General features: G+C 64.1%; 19 protein-coding genes. 8 read left to right on the forward strand and 11 right to left on the reverse strand.

What is annotated here, in order from left to right:
- The 6 genes from FW760_RS08520 to yaaA all read right to left on the reverse strand — a co-directional run bounded on the left by FW760_RS08520 (position 1) and on the right by yaaA (position 8,622).
- Positions 1-1,485, reverse strand: a complete 1,485-nt coding sequence (locus FW760_RS08520; RefSeq protein WP_058540863.1) for an alginate export family protein — start codon at positions 1,483-1,485, stop codon at positions 1-3.
- Entirely contained in the window at positions 1,482-2,870 is a 1,389-nt protein-coding gene (gene algK, locus FW760_RS08525; protein WP_054914850.1) for an alginate biosynthesis TPR repeat lipoprotein AlgK, read from the reverse strand. Before algK ends, FW760_RS08520 begins: the two co-directional genes overlap by 4 nt.
- A 103-nt stretch (positions 2,871-2,973) precedes the next feature.
- Complete coding sequence (locus tag FW760_RS08530) at positions 2,974-4,140, reverse strand: alginate biosynthesis protein Alg44 (protein ID WP_043861005.1); 1,167 nt, start codon at positions 4,138-4,140, stop codon at positions 2,974-2,976.
- 36 nt (positions 4,141-4,176) lie between these two features.
- Complete coding sequence (gene alg8 / locus FW760_RS08535) at positions 4,177-5,667, reverse strand: mannuronan synthase (protein ID WP_370409113.1); 1,491 nt, start codon at positions 5,665-5,667, stop codon at positions 4,177-4,179.
- A 62-nt stretch (positions 5,668-5,729) separates the two neighbouring features.
- Positions 5,730-7,046 (reverse strand): nucleotide sugar dehydrogenase, encoded by a 1,317-nt coding sequence (locus FW760_RS08540; protein ID WP_043861007.1) that lies wholly within the window; start codon positions 7,044-7,046, stop codon positions 5,730-5,732.
- 796 nt (positions 7,047-7,842) lie between these two features.
- Entirely contained in the window at positions 7,843-8,622 is a 780-nt protein-coding gene (yaaA, locus tag FW760_RS08545) for a peroxide stress protein YaaA (protein WP_043861008.1), read from the reverse strand.
- Positions 8,623-8,754: 132 nt separating this feature from the next.
- Between yaaA and FW760_RS08550 the strand changes: the two genes are divergently transcribed.
- The 6 genes from FW760_RS08550 (at position 8,755) to FW760_RS08575 (ending at position 13,823) form a co-directional block, all read left to right on the forward strand.
- Positions 8,755-9,873, forward strand: coding sequence for a polysaccharide deacetylase family protein (locus FW760_RS08550; RefSeq protein ID WP_054914928.1), 1,119 nt, complete (start codon positions 8,755-8,757; stop codon positions 9,871-9,873).
- Between the two features lie 337 nt (positions 9,874-10,210).
- Positions 10,211-11,605, forward strand: a complete 1,395-nt coding sequence (locus FW760_RS08555; protein ID WP_043861009.1) for a PhoH family protein — start codon at positions 10,211-10,213, stop codon at positions 11,603-11,605.
- Between the two features lie 97 nt (positions 11,606-11,702).
- Positions 11,703-12,176 (forward strand): cyclic pyranopterin monophosphate synthase MoaC, encoded by a 474-nt coding sequence (gene moaC, locus FW760_RS08560; RefSeq protein WP_058540865.1) that lies wholly within the window; start codon positions 11,703-11,705, stop codon positions 12,174-12,176.
- Positions 12,173-12,418 carry a MoaD/ThiS family protein gene (locus FW760_RS08565; RefSeq protein ID WP_078479511.1) on the forward strand — a complete coding sequence of 82 codons (246 nt, stop codon included), beginning with the start codon at positions 12,173-12,175 and terminating at the stop codon, positions 12,416-12,418. Before moaC ends, FW760_RS08565 begins: the two co-directional genes overlap by 4 nt.
- Before the next feature lies 1 nt (position 12,419).
- Entirely contained in the window at positions 12,420-12,866 is a 447-nt protein-coding gene (moaE, locus tag FW760_RS08570; protein ID WP_123752851.1) for a molybdopterin synthase catalytic subunit MoaE, read from the forward strand.
- Between the two features lie 177 nt (positions 12,867-13,043).
- Complete coding sequence (locus FW760_RS08575; RefSeq protein WP_327781315.1) at positions 13,044-13,823, forward strand: ABC transporter substrate-binding protein; 780 nt, start codon at positions 13,044-13,046, stop codon at positions 13,821-13,823.
- 28 nt (positions 13,824-13,851) lie between these two features.
- Here FW760_RS08575 and FW760_RS08580 read toward each other — a convergent pair whose 3' ends face one another.
- The 5 genes from FW760_RS08580 to algW form a co-directional block, all read right to left on the reverse strand.
- Positions 13,852-14,478, reverse strand: coding sequence for a helix-turn-helix transcriptional regulator (locus tag FW760_RS08580; RefSeq protein WP_078479513.1), 627 nt, complete (start codon positions 14,476-14,478; stop codon positions 13,852-13,854).
- A 73-nt stretch (positions 14,479-14,551) separates the two neighbouring features.
- Positions 14,552-15,496: an ornithine cyclodeaminase family protein gene (locus tag FW760_RS08585; RefSeq protein ID WP_043861015.1), complete on the reverse strand. Its 945-nt coding sequence runs from the start codon at positions 15,494-15,496 to the stop codon at positions 14,552-14,554.
- A gap of 196 nt (positions 15,497-15,692) precedes the next feature.
- Entirely contained in the window at positions 15,693-17,159 is a 1,467-nt protein-coding gene (rhlB, locus tag FW760_RS08590) for an ATP-dependent RNA helicase RhlB (protein ID WP_078479565.1), read from the reverse strand.
- 102 nt (positions 17,160-17,261) lie between these two features.
- Positions 17,262-17,921, reverse strand: a complete 660-nt coding sequence (locus FW760_RS08595; RefSeq protein WP_043861016.1) for an alpha/beta hydrolase — start codon at positions 17,919-17,921, stop codon at positions 17,262-17,264.
- Between the two features lie 156 nt (positions 17,922-18,077).
- Positions 18,078-19,235 carry a Do family serine endopeptidase AlgW gene (gene algW / locus FW760_RS08600; RefSeq protein WP_043861017.1) on the reverse strand — a complete coding sequence of 386 codons (1,158 nt, stop codon included), beginning with the start codon at positions 19,233-19,235 and terminating at the stop codon, positions 18,078-18,080.
- A gap of 240 nt (positions 19,236-19,475) precedes the next feature.
- Here algW and FW760_RS08605 point away from each other — a divergent pair, with 240 nt between their 5' ends.
- Complete coding sequence (locus FW760_RS08605) at positions 19,476-20,234, forward strand: Nif3-like dinuclear metal center hexameric protein (RefSeq protein WP_043861018.1); 759 nt, start codon at positions 19,476-19,478, stop codon at positions 20,232-20,234.
- 136 nt (positions 20,235-20,370) lie between these two features.
- Positions 20,371-21,288, forward strand: a complete 918-nt coding sequence (gene cysD, locus FW760_RS08610) for a sulfate adenylyltransferase subunit CysD (protein ID WP_058540870.1) — start codon at positions 20,371-20,373, stop codon at positions 21,286-21,288.
- Positions 21,289-21,300 lie beyond the last annotated feature (12 nt).

Here is a 21,300-nt window from a genome sequence, read left to right on the forward strand (position 1 = left end):
TCAGAAACGCCAGATCACGTCGATGAAGGCGCGGTGCATGTACGAGTCCGCTTCCTTGCCATAGGCGTCGCCTGGCTTGAACACCCCACCGCGAAAGCGCACCAGTGCCGACGGTTCGTCGATCGACTGGCTCAGCGCGGCCGGCAGCAGGCCCTGCTTGAAGTACTTGGTGACCACCAGGTCCATCTCCTGGCCGAGGTCTTTTTCGCCCTGGATCAGCGGGCGGTTGATGCCGTCATCATCGACCACGGCGTTGATGCCGCTGCTGCCGATGTTCTGCTTGCCGTCGACGCGCCAGAACTTGTGGTACACCAGGCTTGCGTCGTAGTCGTCGCGCAGTTGCCAGGAGGTGAACAGGGTGGCGGCCTGCAGGTTGCCCAGCTCGCCACGGAAGGCCTCGCCGAAGCGGTGCACACGCGAGCGGGTGCCGGTGAAGTTGGAGCGGTTGCTCTCAAGGCCGGTCTGTTCGAAGTTGCCCGAGCCGTCGCTGCCACCGCCGCCGCTGCCGCGGGCATAGGCCGCGCCGACCTGCCAGTTGGGGTCCAGGCGCAGGCGGATGCCCAGGTCGGTGGCCCAGGCGTTGACATCGCCGCTCTGCTTTTGCGTGGCCAGCTGGTCGCCGTTGGCCAGGGTGGTGGCGCTCAGGCGATCACGGTCGCCAGTGAGCCAGGTGACGCTGCCCCAGTAGTTGACGGTGTTCTGGTTGCGCCAGTTGTAGGCGTCGCTGTTGGCCTCAAGGCCCAGCCAGGTGAGGTCGCCGTTGCGGGTCTTGTCCAGCGGGTCGAGGGTCTCGCCCGGGTTCTTCAGCTTGCCGTCGTCGTGGGTGTGGTGCGCGCGCAGGCCGACCCAGTGGCCTGGGGTCCATTGCGCGGCCACGTCGCCGTAGACGTGCAGGCGGTCCTTGTCTTCGGGGGCCAGGTCGGTGAGGTCGGTGCGGTACTCGCTGAAACGCTGGGCCACGCCGGCGTTGGCGCGCAGCAGGGTGGTGTCGAAGGTCCAGTTCAGCGCCTCGATGTTGGTGTCGCGCCACATGCCGTCGTCGCTGCGCAGGCGCTGGCGGCCCAGGCGCAGCTGCTCGCCGGGGTAGGCGGTCAGGCCGCTGTAGCCGACCCAGAACTCGCGCATGGCCAGGTAGCTCTTGTCCTGCTCGCGGCCGCTGGCGCGGCGGGTTTCGACCTGGCTGTCGTCGTCGGCCTGGCGCAGGGTGTCGGTGTCGATGGTGTCGGTGGCGGTGACCGCCTGGCCCATGGCGTAGGCGCTCCAGTTGCCGCGCTCGCCATACACCCAGGGGCGCAGGTCCAGGCCCAGGCCGTTGACGTCGCCGCCGGAGCGGGTGCCCAGGTCGCGGTCATCCTCGGACTGGCCGGTGACTTTCACTTCCAGGCCGAAGTTCTTCTCGGCGGTCATCGCGGCCAGGGTCGGGCACGACCAGAGCAGGGCACAGCCCAGGCCCAGGCCGGCCTTCATCCACGGGTTGAGTGTCATAGGGATTCCTCGCCGTCTTGTTCGGTGGTGTCCTGCAGGGCCTGCATGGCCTGGGCGCCGGGGCCCTGGCCCATGGCGCCACGGGCCTGGCGCTCCTGTTGCAACAGGCGCTGGGCCTGGGCCTTCTGCGGGGCGGATAGCTGCTGGTCGAGCTCGCCGGCCATTGCCGTCGATTGCTCGCTGGGGTTGGCCTGCGCCAGTTGCGCGAACACCCAGGCGTTGACCAGGTCCTGGCGAATGCCGCGACCTTCGCTGAACAGTTGGGCCAGCGCGTAGTCGGCGCTGAGCTGGCCGCCACGGGCGGCGCGCAGCAGGTGATCGACGGCTTTCTGCGGTTCGACCTGGCCCAGATAGCCACGGCGGTAGAGCTGGCCGAGGTAGTAGTGGGCGCTGATTTCGCCGGCATCGGCGGCGGACTGCAGGTGCGTCTCGGCTTTTTTCGCGTCGGCCGGCACGGCCTTGCCTTCGTAGTAGAGGCGGCCCAGCAGCAGTTCGGCGCGCGGTTGTGCGGCCTCGCGGCCCTTGTCGATGTAGGCCAGCAACTGGTCGCTGTCGCCCAGCTCGGGGAAGCTGTAGAGCAGTTGCGCCAGGCTGACCCAGGACGCGGGGTTGCTCGGTGCGACCTGTTCGAGCAGGGCCTGGGCGGTTTTCTCGTCGGTCTGGCCCAGGCTGGGGTCGGCCAGTACGCGGGCCACGCTGTCGACCCGGCTGGCCGGTACCGCACCGCGGGCATAGGCGGCCTTGAGCTGGTCGATCAGCGCGGCCTGTTGTTCGGGCTGGGCGCGCTTCTGGTACACGCTGGCCAGTTCCACATAGCAGATGTCGGTGCTGGCCAGTGCGGCCTTGCAGATACGTTCCACCTCGTCCAGGTGCTGGTCGTAGGTGTTCTGGGTACGGTACAGCAGCACCTGGGCCAGGCCCGCCTCGGGGTAGCCGGCGGCGCGCCATTGGTCGATCTGCTGCTGGGCATCGAGGTCGGGGAAACTCTGCGGGTATTGCAGGTAGAGCATGGCCAGCGGGATCAGGGTGTTGCTTTCGCCGGCGGCGAAGGCCTGCTTGAGCAGGCCCTGGGCCTCGTGGCGCTCGGCCTCGCTGCTGTCGGGCTTGGCCACCAGCAGACGGCCGAGGCGGGCCTGGGCGCGGGGCGAGGTGCGGGCGGCGGCGCGGTAGGTGGCCTCGGCCTGCCTGAGCTTGGCCGGGTCACCGGTTTCGACCTGGATATCGGCCAGGCCTACCTGGGCCTCGCTGTAGCCCAGGTCGGCGAGTTGCTGGTAGTTGCGCTCGGCCAGGGCGGTGTCGCCGCGCTTGAGGGCTTCGTTGGCCAGGCGCTGGTCGGGCAGGCCGGCGCAACCGGCCAGGCTGACGGCCAGGGCCAGTGCACCCATCGGTAGGAGCCGGCCTTGCCGGCGAAGGGGGCTGCACGATTCGCCGGCAAGGCCGGCTCCTACAGGGATCGCGGTGTGTTGGGTAGTCACCGGCATGTCCTCTTCAAAGCCCACGGGCCACGGCCTTGTCGATCAGCCAGTCCATCGACGGGCCCCGGTCGCTGTTGACCGACACCGGGCGCCCGGCCAGCTCGCTGGGCATCGGCGCATCCGGCTTGATCTGCACGCGAATGTCCGAAGACAGGTCGTCGCTGTTCTGGCTGGTGCTGCTGACGATGCGACCCTGGCGCACGTCGTCTTCGCCGGCCACCTGGAAGTTGACGCGGGTGCCGGGTTGCACTTCGTCGAACTGGCGGTAGCTGAAACGGGCCTCGATGATCGGGTTGGTGGTGCGCGGGATCAGCTGGAAGATCACTGCGCCCTTGCTCGCGTATTGCCCGTCATCAACCAGTTGCCTGGCCACCACGCAGTCGCACGGGCTGGTGAGGGTGCCGCTGAGCTGCTTGCCGAACAGTTCCTCGACCCGCGCCGGCTCCAGTTGCTGGTCGTCCAGGTGGCCCTTGAGCAGGTCGAGCATGCTGGTGTTGAACGAGGCCAGCGGCGCGCCCTTGACCACCGGGCCGTCCGCCTTCACCAGGCTCTGCACGGTGCCGTCGCGCGGCATGGTGACGTTGGTGGTGGGGACGCTGACCACCCCGGCTTCGGCATGGCTGACGAAGTACAGGCCGTACACCGACTTGGCGATGAAGCCGAACGCGGCCACGCCGACCACGAACACGCCGAGGCTGAAGGTGACCGCACGCAGGCGGCCGAAGGCGCTCAGGCCGCCGCCGGTGTCCTTCTGCTTGCGCGCCTTGGTGAAGTTGTCGCGTTGCAGGGTGCTGAGCACGTCGCCGATGCTGATCAGCTCGCCCGACAGGTGCGAGGTGATGATGTGGCGCAGGGTGGCGATGTCGCGCTGTTCCAGGTTCTGGAACTGCACGCCGGTACGACCGTCGGCGACGTTGTGCGAGCGCACCTGGAACTCGATGTCGATGGCCAGGCCCAGGTTGTCGACCACGAACTGCAGGCGGCCGCGCACCACTTCGCCGACCTTCAGCGGGTGGCGGGTGTAGAAGCTCAGGCCACCGGCCGAGAGGTCCTCGACCTTGACTTCGAGGGTCTCGCGGTTGGCCCCCAGGTAGCGCAGCTTGGCGGGGATCTTTACCCGGGCGTGCTGACGCTGGGCTTCGGACTCATGCACGACATTGGCATTCACGGCGGTATTCATGGCGATATGTTCCTGTTTATTCCGTAGGGCGGCGGCTCACACGACCATGAACAGCACAGCGACGAAGATGCTGGCTGCCGAGAAGGTCATGGTCCGCGAAGACCAGGTGTTGAACCATTGTTGAAAGCTCGCGAGGTCGCGTTTGAGCGCAGTGGGCTGGCGGGTCCAGGACTGCTTGTCGAGGCGGAAGAACACGTAGATCTTCATGATTGCGCCGACGATCTGGTTGTAATAGAGAATCAGTGGGTAGGCCGGGCCGATGGCATGCCCCGAGCACATCAGCATCAGGGTCAGGATCAGGCGGGTGATGCCGATCCACAGCAGGTACACCAGCAGGAAGGCAGGGCCGAACTTGAGGCTGGCGATCAGCGCCACGGTGAGCCCGAGCAGGCTGGTCCACATCGACACGCGCTGGTCGAACAGCACCACGCTGGTGAACAGGCCGAGGCGGCGAACGCCCAGGCCCAGGGCGCGGGAGTTCTGGCGCAGGTTGTTGCCGTACCAGCGGTACATGAGCTTGCGGCTGGCCTTGATGAAGCTCTTTTCCGGCGGGTGCTCGACCGTGTTGATCGCCGCATCCGGCACGTAGAACGTGTCGTAGCCCAGGCGCATGAGGCTGAACCAGCTGGACTTGTCGTCGCCGGTGAGGAACTTGAAGCGGCCCAGGCGCCAGTGCTGCAGCGAGTCGTTCTCGACGTCCTTGATGAACTCGGGGTTGGTCACCACGGCGGCGCGGAACACCGACATGCGCCCGGTCATGGTCAGCACGCGCTTGGACAGGGCCATAGAGCACATGTTGATGTGGCGCTGGGCAAAGCGCAGCTTGTGCCACTCGCTCATGATGTAGCCGCCGCGCACTTCGCAGAATTCGTTGGTGGTCAGGCCACCGACATTGGGGTAGAGCTTGAACCAGGGCACGGTCTTGGCCACCACGCCTTCGCCGAGCACGGTGTCGCCGTCGATCACCGCGACCACTGCGTTCTCGTCGGGCAGGTGGCGCGAGATGGCGCGAAAGCCGTAGGCCAGGCCGTCACGCTTGCCGGTGCCGGCGATGCGCACGAAGTCCAGGGCCACGCGGTCGGGCGGGTTGAACTTGGCCCACAGGCTTTTCACCAGCAGTTCGTCGCTCATTTCCACCAGCGAGCAGACCACGGTGGTGGGGTAGCCGCAGTCGATTGCCTCGCGGATCACCGAGCTGTACACCTGCGCGGTGGTCAGGGCGTCGATGCGAAAGCTGGTGACCATCAGGTACACGTGTGACGGGTCGGCCGCGCTGCCCAGTTTGCGCACCTTGCGTCGCAGCATCGGGTAGACGATGTAGAGGAACAGCATGCCCCGCACGAAGTGCGTGGCACCCATGGAATAACGCCAGATTCCGACAGCGCCGATGAGGAAGATGAAGTCCTTGGAGTCGGGGTCGAAAACGGTCTTGGGCAAGGCCAGGGCGATCAGCATGAGCAGGCTCACGTAGAACAGCCATCCGGCGACCTGTAGCAGGCCGTGCTTGAGCCTTTGCATGGTGTGCATCCGTAGCGAATGAATGGGAAGGAACTGCACGGGGCTGGGGCGACCCCGTGCAGTGGCTGCTGTTACCAGCAGATGCCTTCGGTGCGGCTGGTGGGGCAGGTCGGCTTGCCCATGAAGCCGACCAGGTCGATGACCTGCTTGCCGGCCGGGGCCTGTTGCGCCAGCGCACGGAACTTCTCGTCGCGGTTACCCAGCACGATCACGTCGGCGTGGTTGATCACTTGCTCGAAGTCGGCGTTGAGCAGGGACGAGACGTGGGGGATCTTCGACTCGATGTAGTCCTTGTTGGCGCCGTGCACGCGGGCGTACTCGACGTTGCTGTCGTAGATGTTGAGCTCGTAGCCCTTGCCGATCAGGCGTTCGGCCAGTTCCACCAGCGGGCTCTCGCGCAGGTCGTCGGTGCCGGCCTTGAAGCTCAGGCCCAGCAGGGCAACCTTGCGCTTGTCGTGGCTTTCGATGATGTCGAAGGCGTTCTGCACCTGGGACTCGTTGCTGGTCATCAGCGAGTTGAGCAGCGGCGCCTTCACGTCCAGGCTGCCGGCCCGGTAGGTGAGGGCGCGCACGTCCTTGGGCAGGCACGAGCCGCCGAAGGCGAAGCCTGGGCGCATGTAGTACTGCGACAGGTTCAGGGCCTTGTCCTGGCACACCACTTCCATCACTTCGCGGCCATCGACGCCGCAGGCCTTGGCGATGTTGCCGATCTCGTTGGCGAAGGTGACCTTGGTGGCGTGCCACACGTTGCAGGTGTACTTGATCATCTCGGCCACTTCGATGTCCTTGCGGATGATCGGGGCGTCGAGCTCTTCGTAGAGGGCCTGCAGCACGTCGCCGCTGGCGCGGTCGAGTTCGCCGATGACAGTCATCGGCGGCTGGTCGTAGTCCTTGATCGCGGTGCTTTCGCGCAGGAACTCGGGGTTGACCGCCACGCCGAAGTCGACGCCGGCCTTCTTGCCCGAGCAGTCTTCGAGAATCGGGATCACCACGTTCTTGACGGTGCCCGGCAGTACGGTGCTGCGCACCACGATGGTGTGGCGGCTGCTCTTGTCGCGCAGTACCAGACCGATTTCGCGGCACACCGACTCGATGTATTCCAGGCCCAGGTCGCCGTTCTTCTTGCTCGGCGTACCGACGCAGATCATCGACACGTCGCTGTCGCGAATGGCCTGGGCAAAATCGGTGGTGCCCCGCAGGCGCTGGTTGGCAATGCCTTGCTGCAACAGGGCTTCGAGGCCCGGTTCCACGATGGGGGATTTGCCCTGGTTGATCAGGTCGATCTTGGTCGCCGATACATCCACGCCGATCACTTCATGGCCCCGGGCGGACAGGCAGCCCGCACAGACCGCACCTACATAACCCAAACCAAAGATGCTGATACGCATCGCATTCACCTCATGTGTTTATCATGTCGGCGCACAACTAAGCGCCAGACCGGGTTGGTTGACCAGCAAATTCAGGGTGCACGGAAGTGTCACGGTTAAACCGCTAACTGCCGGCAGGCAAATTAAATTGGAGTGCGAAAAATAAAAGGCACTCAAGTTGGCGGCTAATGGCCATTTACATTAGGGGGTGAGCCCTGGACGGTATCCGTCTTTATTGCAGTACCCACTGCGCGTACTGCTGTGCTTGTTATTTCAAGTGGATTAAATCCTTTGAAATCAACCACTAGGACGATTTTTAAGGGTGCTCTCTCCTGGCTTGGACGCGTAATCTTGTCGAACAATTGCGCGGACAAAAAAGTGCTTTCAAAACTTCCTGATACTGTCCATTTGTCATGTACGTCATCTCTCACATCCATCACGAGATAATCCGTACCGGTGGTATGAGCGAGCCTCAAGGGGATAAGTTCCAGGCTCGCCCGAGTCGCCGTGAAGGATTTTTTAATATTTCAACAGTTGACGATACTTTCACTTTGATAGCACACGGCAGTTTCGTCCCGTGTCTGTAGGGCAAACTTGGAGGGGGATGTTTTTATGCCAGCATGAAAAAAAATTTCAGGATATTTCGTCAGAAAACTACGAACGGTCTTATGACGTTTGGCGATAGGGCTAGAGGGGGTGGTTTTTTGGCGCCACGGGATTGGCGCCTTGCGGGCTGTGAGGACGCCATCGCGAGTCAAGCCCGCGCCCGCAAGGATTCAGGTGATCCCGGTGGGAGCGGGGGGACCCGCGATGCTTTCTACTCGGCCGGGTGGTCGCGCAGGAACACCAGGTTGTCCGGTTTGGACTGCTCGGCACTGTAGTAGTAGCCCTGCACGTCGAACTGCTTGAGCCGCTCGGGGTCGTCGATGCGCTCCTGGGTCACGAACCGGGTCATCATGCCCCGCGCCTTCTTGGCATAGAAGCTGATGATCTTGTACTGGCCATTCTTGAAGTCGCGAAACTCGGTGTTGATCACCCGCGCCTTCAACGCGCTGCGCTTGACCGCCGAGAAGTACTCGTTGCTGGCCAGGTTCAGCAGCAGGTCGTCGCCTTGTTCGGCCAGCGCCTGGTTCAGCCACTCGCTGATGCGCGTGCCCCAGAAGGCGTAGAGGTCCTTGCCGCGGGCGTTGGCCAGCTTGGTGCCCATCTCCAGCCGGTAGGGCTGCATCAGGTCCAGCGGACGCAGCAGGCCGTACAGCCCCGACAGCATGCGCAGGTGCTGCTGGGCATAGGTGAAGTCGTCTTCGCTCAGGCTCTGTGCATCCAGGCCGGTGTACACGTCGCCCTTGAACGCCAGCAGCGCCTGCTTGGCGTTGGCCGGGGTGAAGTTCGGGGTCCAGCTGCCGAAGCGCGCGGCATTGAGGCCGGCCAGCTTGTCCGAGAGGTGCATCAGGTCGCTGATCTGCTGCGGCGAAAGTTCGCGCAGTTGCAGGATCAGTTCCTGGGAGTCGTCCAGGTATTGCGGCAGGGTGTGCCGCTGGGTAACGGGCGGGGTGTCGTAATCGAGGGTCTTGGCGGGTGAGATCACCGTCAGCATGAGGTCGGCTCCTTGAATCGTGGCGTCGATTCTACGGGCGGGGGGCGCCGATCTCCAGCTATCGCGCCAATAGCCAAGACCCTGGCGGCGCTTGGCGCTATAGTGCGCGGCGAGAAAATGGAGAGTGTGATCGTGCGCATAGCCCTTCTTTTACTGGCCGGCCTGCTGAGCACGCTGGTGCACGCTGCCCCGGTCGAGCTGGCCCGGTTCGACCGCAGCGTGTGGCCCGAACAACTCGACAGCCCGGCCCTGTTCGATGTGGCCTCGCGTGCCGAAATCCTCAGCTTTGCCCGCGTGCTGTATGACAGCGAGGCCCTGAGCGAGGCGCAGCTGGCCGAGCGCCTGAACCTTCGCCAGGTCAACCTGGTGACGCTGAATGCCTTGCGTCAGCGCCTGTGGCAGCGGCTGTGGCGCAACTATGACCTGGCCCAGCAGAGCTGCGAGCAGGACGCCTCGTTCTGCTACGCCATCGACAGCCTGCCGGACCTGCGCCAGCAGGCGGGCAAGTTCAGTGTTGCAGATGATTCGTTCTACGCCGGTTGGGCGCAGCCAAGCCGGCGTTTTCACGAGTACTACCTGAACGAGCAATTGCGCAAGGCGGCGCTGTTTACCCAGACCTCCAGCGAGGTGGAGCGGTTTTCCGATCAGGAGCGCGATGGCCAGGCACTCAACGACCGGCTGTTCGTGCTCAGCTTCGATGGCGGCCCCGGGCCGGCTACCGAGGCGCTGACCGACTACCTGCGCCGGCAGAAGCTTGGCGGGCTGTTCTTCGTGGTGGGCAAGAACCTGCAGGCGCGCCGCGACCAGACCTCGGCCGCGGCGCTGCAGCAACTGTATGCCGGGCAGTGCGTGGGGCTGCAGGGCTGGCAGTACAGCTCGCATGCGCAGTGGACCGGCTGGCAGGACTCGGTGGTCTCCAGCCGGGCATTGGTACAGAGCAGCCTGCCCGAGGCATTCGTGCCGCTGTTTCGCCCGCCCTACGGGCAGCGCCGCGCCGACAGTGCGGCGTTTTTTGCCGGCCAGCAGCTGCAGGTGATGTTGTGGGATATCGACGCCCAGGACCAGGCCGGGTTGAATGCCGAGCAGTCGGCGCAGCGGGTGCTGAGCCTGATGCTGCTGTGGCGTCGCGGGGTGATCCAGTTTCATGACGGCCAGCCCAGGGCCCAGGCGGCGATCGACTGGTTGCTGCAGCACACGGCCCAGAGCGGGATTGGCTGGGGCAACTGCCGGGAATTTGCCGAAACCCCGTAATCGCTGGGCGCGGCGGTACCCGTCGGAAAAAATCGCCAGGCGTTCATCGGGGTTTGATCATTAACTGTAGTGGTGCTTGCGGCTCACGCCAAGGGCTTGACCGCACAACGAAAAATAAACTTCAAAAAAACGTAAAAACGCTTTTTATCGTCACGGGTTTTGCGGTATCAAGAAGTCAGACCGCCGAACCCTGCAGCACAGGTGGCGTACTAATGGCCCCTCCTTTGTTCGCAGCTTCCCTACCGTAACGACGCGGCCAGGGGGAGACCGGCGGTCACTTCGCGGCGCAGCACCGCCCAGGTATTGCGTCGTCTGGCCCCTACAAAGGTGACCGAGTATGGATGATCAAGGACGTAACGTTTCTTCCAACCAGCCAATCCTTTACGTGCTCGATACCAATGTTCTGATTCACGATCCGAACGCCTTGCTGAATTTCGAGGAACACCACGTCGCGCTGCCGATGACCGTGCTCGAGGAGCTCGACAAACTCAAGACCGGCAAACACACGATCGCCGCCGAATGCCGCCAGGCCATTCGTCTGATCGACCAGACCCTGGGCGATGCCACGCCCGAGGATGTCGAGCAGGGCGTACCGATCCAGCGCGGCAAGAGCGGCCCCAAGGGCTTCCTGTCGATCCTGATGACCCCACGCGCCGAACCCAACCGGCTGCTGCCAGAACACCTCAACGACAACATCATCATCAACCAGTTGCTCGAGCTGCGTAGCCGGCGCAAGGAACTGGACGTGGTGCTGGTGACCAAAGACATCAACATGCGCCTCAAGGCCCGCGCCTGCGGTATCGCCGCCGAGGACTACAGTACCGATCAGCTGGTCGACGACGTTTCGTTGCTGCCCAAGGGCTACCATTCGGTCAGCGGCTCGTTCTGGGACCGCGTCAACAAGGTCGAGACCCGCCAGGAGCGCGGGCGCACCTGGCACCGCGTGCAGCTGGCCGACAACCTGCCGGCGGTTCACATCAACGAGTTCATCATCGACGAGCAGGGCTTCGTCGGCTGGGTCAAGGGCATCCGTGACAGCGAGTTGCTGCTGCTCGACCTGCATCAGGAGCCACTGCTGCACCAGGAAGCTTGGGGCCTGAAACCGCGTGACATCCATCAGGGCCTGGCGCTGTTCGCCCTGCTCGACCCCGACATCCACCTGGTCAACCTCACCGGTGCCGCAGGTTCGGGCAAGACCATCCTGGCACTGGCCGCAGCCATCGAGCAGACGATGGTCAGCAAGCGCTATCGGCGCATCATCGCCACCCGCAGCGTGCAGGGGCTGGACCAGGAAATCGGCTTCCTGCCGGGCACCGAAGCGGAAAAAATGGAGCCCTGGCTGGGGGCGATCACCGACAACCTCGAAGCCTTGCACATGGACGACGAAAACACCCATGGCAGCGTCGAGTACATCCTCGAGCGCGTGCCGTTGCAGTTCAAGTCGCTCAACTACATTCGCGGTCGCAGCTTCCAGCAGAGCCTGATCCTGATCGACGAATGCCAGAACCTCACCCCGCACCAGATGAAGACCATCATCACCCGTGCCGGGGCCGGTTCCAAGGTGATCTGCCTGGGCAACCTGGCGCAGATCGACACCCCTTACCTGTCCGCCACCAGCTCGGGCCTGACCTACCTGACCGAGCGCTTCAAGGACTTCCCCAACGGCGTGCACATCACCCTGCAGGGCGTGCCGCGTTCGGTCCTGGCCGAATACGCCGAATCCCACCTGTAACCCCTGCCACCGGGCGGCCTTGCGCCGCCCGGTTTTTTCCGCTGCCTAATGTTGACCCCTGGGTTTACAATCGGTGCTCCTGATCAGGAGTAACCCTGTGCTGACTCATCTCGATTCCCAAGGTCGGGCCAACATGGTCGACGTCACCGACAAAGCCGTCACCTCGCGCGAGGCGGTGGCCGAAGCGCGGGTGCGCATGCTCCCGCAAACCTTGCAGATGATCGTGGCTGGCGGCCACCCCAAGGGCGACGTGTTTGCCGTGGCGCGCATTGCCGGCATCCAGGCGGCAAAGAAGACCAGCGATCTGATCCCGCTGTGCCACCCGTTGATGCTCACCAGCGTCAAGCTCGAGCTGACTGGCGAAGGCGACGACACGGTGCATATCGTGGCGCGCTGCAAGCTGGCCGGGCAGACCGGCGTCGAGATGGAGGCCCTGACGGCCGCCAGTGTGGCGGCGCTGACGATCTACGACATGTGCAAGGCGGTGGACCGGGGCATGACCATCCACAGCGTGCGTGTGCTGGAAAAACTGGGCGGCAAGAGCGGGCACTACCAGGTGGAGGCGCCATGAACATCGACGTGGTGTATTTCGCGCGGTATCGCGAGGCGCTGGGCAGCGACGGCGAACGCCTCGACGGGCTGTTCGACAGCGTCGACGATGTGCGCAAGGCCCTGCTGGCACGCGGGGAGGGGTACGCGATGCTGGGCGAGCAGAACCTGATGTGCGCGCGCAACCAGGAGTTGTGCAGGCTCGAGGAGCCGGTGGCCGACGGCGACGAAGTAGCGTTCTTTCCGCCCGTGACCGGGGGCTGAGGTGGGCGTTCGAGTGCAGGCCGCCGCGTTCGACCCCGGCGCCGAGACCAATGCGATGCACGCGGCCAACGTCGGGGTGGGCGCGGTGGTGTCGTTTGTCGGCTATGTGCGCGACTTCAACGACGGTCGCGAGGTGGCGGGGATGTTCCTGGAGCATTACCCGGGCATGACCGAAAAGGCCCTGGCCAAGATCGTGCTGGAGGCCGAGCAGCGCTGGCCGTTGCTCAAGGTCGAAGTGCTGCACCGTATCGGCGCATTGCAGCCGGGCGAGCCGATCGTGTTCGTGGGTGTAGCCAGTGCGCACCGGCAGGCGGCGTTCCAGGCGTGCGACTTCGTGATGGACTATCTCAAGACCCGCGCGCCGTTCTGGAAGAAGGAGCAGACCGGCGAGGGGCCGCGCTGGGTCGAGGGGCGCCAGAGTGATGCGGACGCTGCGGGGCGTTGGTAGACGCCCCGCCGGCAAGGCTGGCTCCTGCAACGGTGCGGTGCCGCGAATCGGTTGAAAATTAATACACAAAAGTCCAGTATGGAATTATAAGTACAAAATAGTTCCAGGCTGCCTTGTGCCCGCCGCTTTTTCCTCTGTCTTGCAACACACCCCAACAACGAGCGAGAGAGACCGCTGATGAAAACCCCATCCCTGTTGGCTGCGCTGGCGTTGAGCCTGTTTGCCGCCGCCCCGTCGTTCGCCGCTGAAAAGACCCTGCGCATCGGTATCGAAGCTGCCTACCCACCGTTCGCGTTCAAGACCGCCGACGGCGCTATCAGTGGCTTCGACTACGACATCGGCAACGCCCTGTGCGCGCAGATGCAGGTCAAGTGCCAGTGGACCGAACAGGAATACGACGGCCTGATCCCGTCGCTCAAGGTCAAGAAGATCGACGCCGCCCTGTCGTCGATCACCATCACCGAAGACCGCAAGAAGTCGGTGGACTTCACCCACAAGTACTACTTCACCTCCGCACGCCTGGCCATGAAGGACGGCAGCCAGGTCGATGACGACTTCGCCAACCTCAAGGGCAAGCGCATCGGCGTGCAGCGCGCGACCACCACCGACCGCTATGTGACCGCGGAACTGGTGCCCAAGGGCATCGAGATCGTGCGCTACACCAGCAACGAGGAAATCTTCATGGACCTGGTGGCCGGTCGCCTGGACGGTGTGTTCGCCGACACCATCCCGCTTGAACAGGGCTTCCTGGAGACGCCCAAGGGCAAGGGTTACGGGTTTGTCGGGCCAGAGCTGAAAGACCCCAAGTACGTGGGTGAGGGCGCCGGGATCGCGGTACGCAAGGGCAATACCGAACTGGTCGCCCAGCTGAACGCGGCCATCGACGCCATTCGCGCCAATGGCGAGTACCAGAAGATCCAGGCCAAGTACTTCAAGTCCGACATCTACGGCGACTGACCGTCGCCTGCCCGAGGCCTGAGTTCGTTCAGGCCTTGAGCTCCTTGAGGTGCTTGTACACCGTGGCCCGGCCCATGTTCAGCACGTTGGCCACGTAGTTGGCGGCGCTCTTGCCTCGAAACGCACCCTCGGCATGCAGGGCCAGCACCAGTTCGCGCTTGTGGTCGCGATTCAGGTTGCTCAGTGCCAGCTGGCGCTCGCGCAGCCAGCTGTTGAGAAACGTGTTGATGCGCTCCTGCCAGTCATCGCGAAACAGCGCGTCGGGCTGGGCGATCAGCCGGGTGGGCGAGAGAAACAGGTCCAGCGCCGCCTTGGCGTTTTCGAACATCGAGATGTTCAGGTTGATGCACAGCACCGCCTGCGGCTTGCCCTGGGCGTCGCGCAGCACGGTGCTGAGCGAGCGGATCTTCTGCCCGTCCCAATTGAGCTTTTCGTAGGGGCCGATGTTGGTTTCGTCGGTACCTGCCTCGAACATGTCTTCCAGGGCCGCATCGTCGCCGATCTCACGCTTGGACAGGTTGTTGGCGATGTAGTCGATCTTCTGGCTGCGCAGGTCGTGCAGCACCACCTCGGCGTGGGGGAAGAACAGCGTGGCGATGGCGTCGGCAATCGCGCGAAAGTTGCTCAGGGCGGGGTCGTGGGGCGGTGTCGGCATGCAGGCGGGCTCCAGGCGGTGTCAGCGCCCTAGGCGAAGGGCGCTGGGAGTGTGCCGCAAACGCGGGCGGGCGTCACCCGTGCAGGCGGTACAGGGCGTTGGCCAGGGCGATGTCTTCCAGGCCCAGGCCGATGGAGCGGAAGAAGGCATGGCGCTGGTAGGTCGGGCGCGGCGCCTGCTCGCTGAGCAACTGGGCCAGGTCGCCGATGATGGCGTCGGCCTGCCAGCCGTGCTGCTCGCTGGCGATGCGCATCTCGCCGGCCGAGCCGGGGGTGGTCAGGCGGTAGTCGCAGTACACGTCCATGTCGGTCAGGCACTCGGGCGGCACTTCGTGGGCGCGTACCGCGTTGGTGCTGATCGAGGTGATCAGGGCCGGCTTGCTCAGCTGGCGCGGGTCGATCACAGGCTTTGCCGAGGAGGTGCACAGCATGATCACGTCGGCGTCGTGCAGTGCTGATTGCAGGTCGTCCACCAGGCTCAGGCGCGGGTCGAGTGCACCGAGGGCTTCGCGCTGCTCGGCGCTTTTATCCTTGAGGCCTGGCGAGTGCAGGCGGATGTCCTGCCAGTCGCGCACGCCGCGTACATAGTGCAGGTGGGCCTGGGCGATGGGGCCGCTGCCGATCACGGTCAGGCGCCTGGCGCTGGTGGGGGCCAGGGCGTCGACCGCGACGGCGGTGGTGGCAGCGGTGCGTGCGGTGGTCAGTTCACCGGCGTCGCACAATAGCAGTGGCTGGCCGCTGTCCATGGACATCAGCAATGTCCAGGCGGTGATCAGCGGCGCGCCTTCGCGCACGATGTAGGGCGAGGTCTTGACGCCGTAGACGCGGTCTTCGGCGAGCACCCCGCCGTAGTTGATGAAGTCGCCCCTGCCGGCCGGGAACTCCACCAGCTGTTGCGGCGGCTGCACGGCCTGGCCGGCGGCCAGGTCACGGAACAGCTTGCGCAGGATCTGCGGCACGTCCACCTGCGCGAGCAGTTGGCGGGCCAGGGGCTGGTCGATCACGCGTGGGGTAGACATGCGGCGCTCCATTTGAACTATTTTGTCTATTATGGACAAATAGTTTAATTGCGCCAACCCTATCGCGGGTCGAGCCCGCCCCCACAATCATTACTGTGGTCGCTGTGGGAGCGGGCTTGACCCGCGATGAGCCAGCCCGGTCAGCGCAAAAAAAAACGCAGCCGGCGAGGGCTGCGTTTTCTGTCCATCAATCGACTCAGTGATGCTTGCGCGCCACCGGCTTGAGCAGCTCGGTCGGCGGGGTCTCGCAACTGATCTTGCGCCCCAGCAATGCCTCGATACCCGGCAACTGGTACGAATCGTCCTCACCGGCGAAGCTGATCGACACGCCACTGGTACCCGCACGGCCGGTACGGCCGATACGGTGCACATAGTCGTCCGGGTCTTCGGGCAGGGTGAAGTTGATCACGTGGCTGATGCCGTCGATGTGGATCCCGCGACCGGCCACATCGGTGGCCACCAGCACGGTGACCCGGCCTTCGCGGAAATTCTCCAGGGTCTTGATGCGCTTGTGCTGCGGCACATCGCCCGACAATTGCGCGGCATTCACGCCGTCACGCACCAGGCGCTCTTCGATACGGCGCACCTCGTCCTTGCGGTTGGCGAACACGATGACCCGCTCCCACTTGTTCTCGGTCACCAGGTTGTACAGCAGCTTGTACTTGTCGGCACCGGCTACCGCATACACATGCTGCTCGACGGTTTCGCTGGCAACGTTCTCCGGCTCGATCTCGACGATGGCCGGGTCGGTGGTCCACTGTTGCGCCAGGTTCATCACGTCTTCGGTGAAGGTGGCCGAGAACAGCAGCGTCTGGCGCTCGCTCTTGGGCGGGGTCTGGCGGATGATCTGGCGAACCTGCGGGATGAAGCCCATGTCGAGCATGCGGTCGGCTTCGTCCAGCACCAGCACCTCGACCATGTCCAGGTGCGCTTCGCCGCGCTGGTTGAAGTCCAGCAGGCGACCCGGGGTGGCCACCAGGATGTCGCAGTGGCGTGCCTCAAGGGCCTTGAGCTGCTTGTCGAAGTCCATGCCACCGACGAACGTCATCACGTTCAGGCCGGTGTACTTGGTCAGCTCGGCGGCGTCCTTGGCGATCTGCACCACCAGTTCGCGGGTAGGGGCGATGATCAGCGCCCGCGGCTCGCCCATGTAGCGCTCTTTGGGCGGCGGGGTCTGTTGCAGCTGGCTGATGATCGAGATCAGGAACGCGGCGGTCTTGCCGGTGCCGGTCTGGGCCCGGCCGATCGCATCCTTGCCACGCAGGGTGAAGCCCAGTACTTCGGCCTGGATCGGCGTGCAGTACGGGAAGCCCAGGTCGTGGATGGCATGCATCAGCTCGGGCGAGAGCTTGAAGTCGTGGAAGCGGGTCTTGCCCTCTTGCGGTTCCACCACAAAGTCTTCCAGTTTCCAGGTGCTGGCCTGGGGTTTTGGCTTGCGCTCGCGGCGCGGCTTGGCCTCGACCGGTTTGCTCGCCGGTTGCTCCAGGGGTTTTTCCGCCGGCTTTTCGGCGCGCGCTGGCGCGGCGGCTTCGGTCTGAGCCTTGAGCGGCGCGGCGGGAGCCGGGGCCTTGGGTGCTGCGGGCGGCTGCACGGTAGCAACGCTTTCGGTGGCGAGTTGCTCAACCTCGCTCTTTCCGAACATCTTCTTGAGTGCTTTGAGCACGGTCATCTCATCAATTGGTTAAGGAATGTACGCCGGCCAGTGTAATGCAAGATTCGGGCGCGGCGTAGTGGATTGCTCCGACAACTACAGACAAGGCGTTTTTTAGCGCAGCCGCTCGATCAGCCAGGCGCCGATGTCCTGGATTTCCTCGGGCAGCACGGCGTGTTCCATCGGGTATTCCTTCCACTGCACGGTGACGCCCCAGCTGTTCAGGTACTCGAAGGCGGCACGCCCCATGGACGGGATGACCACCGGGTCGTACACGCCGTGCAGGCACAGCGCCGGAATGCGCTGCTGGCTGGCGCTGAGCACGGTGCTGTCGGTGAAGGTCGGGGCGTAGGTGGAAAGGGCCATTACCCCGCCCAGCGTCTCCTGCCACTTTACATAGGCGGTGTGCAGAACCACTGCACCGCCCTGGGAGAAGCCGGCCAGGATGATGCGCGACAGGGCGACGCCCTTGGCCTGTTCCTGCTTGATCAGGTCGATGACCGCCTGTGCCGAGGCGTCGAGTTGCGCTTCGTCGATGGCGCGTGCACCCGGCGTCAGCGCCTTGATGTCGTACCAGCTGGGCATGGCGTAGCCATTGTTGATGGTGACCGGCTGGGTGGGTGCCTGCGGCATCACGAAGCGCGTGCTCAGCAGCACTTCCTGCAGGGCTTCGGCCACCGGCATGAAGTCGTAGCGGTCGGCGCCCAGGCCATGCAGCCAGATGACACAGGCGTCGGCGGTTTTCTGGGGTTCGAGAATCAGGGGATTGGTCATGACTGCTCCGAAAAAGTGCACGCAGGCCGGGGTGCGTGCTTGAAAAAAGGCATCGCTGGCGTTGCGTGCAAGGCTGTCACAGAACAGTCGGTCGTGCCAATCACCCGCCGCACGCAGTGCTGCGCCGATGCGGCGTCAGGCCGGCGCGGCCAGGGGTCAGTCCTCTTCCTTGGGCGCGGGTGCAGGCGGTGGACGCAGGCCGATCTCGGCGATCAGCTTCAGCGGCTTGCCGTTGCGCACCACTTCGATGGCCACCTTGTCGTTGGGCTTGATCCGCGCCACCTGGTTCATCGAGCGCCGGCCATCGCCGGCCGGTTCGCCATTGATGCTCAGAATCACGTCACCCAGCTGCAGGCCGGCCTTCTGCGCCGGCCCGTCGCGGAAGATGCCCGCCACCACGATGCCTGGCCGGCCCTGCATGCCGAACGACTCGGCCAGCTCCTGGCTCAGCGGTTGCACCTCGATGCCCAGCCAGCCGCGAATCACCTGACCATGCTCGATGATCGACTTCATCACCTCCAGCGCCAGCTTGGTGGGGATGGCGAAGCCGATGCCCTGCGAGCCGCCGGACTTGGAGAAGATCGCGGTGTTGATGCCGGTCAGGTTGCCATTGGCATCCACCAGCGCGCCACCGGAGTTGCCCGGGTTGATGGCCGCGTCGGTCTGGATGAAGTCTTCGTAGTTGTTCAGGCCCAGCTGGTTGCGCCCGGTGGCGCTGATAATGCCCATGGTCACGGTCTGGCCGACGCCGAACGGGTTGCCGATGGCCAGCGCCACATCACCGATATGGATGTTGTCCGAGCGCCCGATGGTGATCGAGGGCAGGTTCTTGAGGTCGATCTTGAGCACGGCCAGGTCGGTTTCCGGGTCGCTGCCGATCACCCGTGCCAGGGTCTCGCGGCCGTCCTTGAGCGCCACCACGATCTGGTCGGCGCCGGAGGTCACGTGGTTGTTGGTCAGCAGGTAGCCCTCCGGGCTCATGATCACCGCCGAGCCCAGGCTCGATTCCCAGCGCCGCTGCTTGGGCAGGTTGTCACCGAAGAAGCGGCGGAACTGTGGGTCTTCGAACAGCGGGTGCGCGGTCTTGTTGACCACCTTGGTGGTGTACAGGTTGGCCACTGCGGGGGCCGCATTGCTCACCGCATCGGCATACGACACGGGGCCCTGCATCAGCCGCGTGGTCTGCGGCGCCTGCTGCAGGTTGACGTCCTGGCTGGGCAGGCCGACCCATTGGGGAAATTGCTGGATGACCAGCAGGGCGATCAGTACGCCGGTGACCAGTGGCCAGGCAAAGTAACGCAGAGCCTTGAACATGAGATGGATCCTGGGAGGTGGCCAGAGCCGATGCCGCAGTGGGGAGTAGATGAACGCGCGCGATCATACTGCGGCAAGGCCCGTGCAGGAACTGCTAAATCACGTTGAGCCATGACGGTCATGGCGCCGCGCCCCCGGGCAGTTGCCGTCGGTTTCCCCAAAAACGGTCGACGGCTCATAATGGCGGCCATTATACGAGGCCTTGTGCCACGCTGAACCGCTGAATTGAGGAGTCTTTGCATGGCTGTTGCCCTGAGCACCCTGGTCGAGGAAGCCGATCGCTACCTTGGCAGCGCAAAAATCCAGGACTACTGCCCCAACGGCCTGCAGGTCGAGGGCAACCCGCAGGTGTCGCGCATCGTCACCGGCGTCACCGCCAGCCAGGCATTGCTGGACGCTGCGGTCGAGGCGGGCGCCGACCTGGTGCTGGTGCACCACGGCTACTTCTGGAAGGGTGAGAACCCCTGCATCACCGGCATGAAGCAGCGCCGCCTCAAGACCCTGCTCAAACACGACCTGAGCCTGCTGGCCTACCACCTGCCGCTGGACCTGCACCCCGAGGTGGGCAACAACGTGCAGCTGGCGCGCCAGCTGGACATCACCGTCGAGGGCCCGCTGGACCCGGCCAACCCGCGGGTGGTGGGCCTGGTGGGCTCACTGGCCGAACCGATGTCGGCGCGGGATTTCGCGCGCAAGGTCAGCGACGTGATGGGCCGCGAGCCGCTGCTGATCGAAGGCGACGAGGTCATTCGCCGGGTGGGCTGGTGCACCGGCGGCGGCCAGGGCTACATCGACCAGGCGATTGCCGCAGGGGTCGACCTGTACCTGAGCGGCGAGGCGTCGGAACAGACTTTCCACAGTGCTCGCGAGAACGGCATCAGCTTCATCGCCGCCGGCCACCACGCCACCGAGCGTTACGGGGTGCAGGCGCTGGGCGATTACCTGGCACGTCGATTCGCTCTGGAACACCTGTTCATCGACTGCCCGAACCCGATCTGAGGCTAAAACGCCAAGGCATATTCTTATACTGTTTCGTTCTATTAGCCTGCCTAAATAGAATCGGGTGCTGTGATAAAGTGTCCCGCTCGAACACGGCCCGCTGGCCGTCCATAAGATTGATTTTCCGTGAGTAGCCATGGTCGACAAGCTGACGCATTTGAAACAGTTGGAGGCGGAGAGCATCCACATCATTCGTGAGGTGGCCGCCGAGTTCGACAACCCGGTGATGCTGTACTCGATCGGCAAGGATTCGGCCGTGATGCTGCACCTGGCGCGCAAGGCCTTCTTCCCGGGCAAGCTGCCGTTTCCGGTGATGCACGTCGACACCCAGTGGAAATTCCAGGAGATGTACAGCTTCCGCGACAAGATGGTCGAGGAAATGGGCCTGGAGCTGATCACCCACGTCAACCCCGATGGCGTTGCCCAGGGCATCAATCCGTTCACCCACGGCAGTGCCAAGCACACCGACATCATGAAGACCGAGGGCCTCAAGCAGGCGCTCGACAAGCACGGCTTCGACGCCGCCTTCGGTGGCGCGCGCCGCGACGAAGAGAAGTCGCGGGCCAAGGAGCGTGTGTACTCGTTCCGTGACAGCAAGCACCGCTGGGACCCGAAGAACCAGCGCCCAGAGCTGTGGAACGTGTACAACGGCAAGGTCAACAAGGGCGAGTCGATTCGCGTGTTCCCGCTGTCGAACTGGACCGAGCTGGATATCTGGCAGTACATCTACCTCGAAGGCATCCCGATCGTGCCGCTGTACTTTGCAGCCGAGCGCGAAGTGATCGAGAAGAACGGCACCCTGATCATGATCGATGACGAGCGCATCCTGGAGCACCTCTCGGATGAAGAGAAGGCTCGCATCGTCAAGAAGAAAGTGCGTTTCCGTACCCTTGGCTGCTACCCGTTGACGGGCGCGGTGGAGTCGGAGGCCGAGAGCCTGACCGACATCATTCAGGAAATGCTCCTGACGCGCACTTCCGAGCGCCAGGGCCGCGTCATCGACCACGATGGCGCAGGTTCCATGGAAGACAAGAAACGTCAGGGCTATTTCTAAGTTAGGGTCAGA

It is taken from the genome of Pseudomonas sp. 1176_21 (assembly GCF_052850635.1).

Bases quoted from the DNA above. Each gene is read 5' to 3' on its own strand.
- FW760_RS08520 (WP_058540863.1), bottom strand. From the start codon at position 1,485: ATGACACTCAACCCGTGGATGAAGGCCGGCCTGGGCCTGGGCTGTGCC.
- algK (WP_054914850.1), bottom strand. From the start codon at position 2,870: ATGGGTGCACTGGCCCTGGCCGTCAGCCTGGCCGGTTGCGCCGGCCTG.
- FW760_RS08530 (WP_043861005.1), bottom strand. From the start codon at position 4,140: ATGAATACCGCCGTGAATGCCAATGTCGTGCATGAGTCCGAAGCCCAG.
- alg8 (WP_370409113.1), bottom strand. From the start codon at position 5,667: ATGCACACCATGCAAAGGCTCAAGCACGGCCTGCTACAGGTCGCCGGA.
- FW760_RS08540 (WP_043861007.1), bottom strand. From the start codon at position 7,046: ATGCGTATCAGCATCTTTGGTTTGGGTTATGTAGGTGCGGTCTGTGCG.
- yaaA (WP_043861008.1), bottom strand. From the start codon at position 8,622: ATGCTGACGGTGATCTCACCCGCCAAGACCCTCGATTACGACACCCCG.
- FW760_RS08555 (WP_043861009.1), top strand. From the start codon at position 10,211: ATGGATGATCAAGGACGTAACGTTTCTTCCAACCAGCCAATCCTTTAC.
- FW760_RS08565 (WP_078479511.1), top strand. From the start codon at position 12,173: ATGAACATCGACGTGGTGTATTTCGCGCGGTATCGCGAGGCGCTGGGC.
- FW760_RS08575 (WP_327781315.1), top strand. From the start codon at position 13,044: ATGAAAACCCCATCCCTGTTGGCTGCGCTGGCGTTGAGCCTGTTTGCC.
- FW760_RS08580 (WP_078479513.1), bottom strand. From the start codon at position 14,478: ATGCCGACACCGCCCCACGACCCCGCCCTGAGCAACTTTCGCGCGATT.
- FW760_RS08585 (WP_043861015.1), bottom strand. From the start codon at position 15,496: ATGTCTACCCCACGCGTGATCGACCAGCCCCTGGCCCGCCAACTGCTC.
- FW760_RS08595 (WP_043861016.1), bottom strand. From the start codon at position 17,921: ATGACCAATCCCCTGATTCTCGAACCCCAGAAAACCGCCGACGCCTGT.
- algW (WP_043861017.1), bottom strand. From the start codon at position 19,235: ATGTTCAAGGCTCTGCGTTACTTTGCCTGGCCACTGGTCACCGGCGTA.
- FW760_RS08605 (WP_043861018.1), top strand. From the start codon at position 19,476: ATGGCTGTTGCCCTGAGCACCCTGGTCGAGGAAGCCGATCGCTACCTT.
- cysD (WP_058540870.1), top strand. From the start codon at position 20,371: ATGGTCGACAAGCTGACGCATTTGAAACAGTTGGAGGCGGAGAGCATC.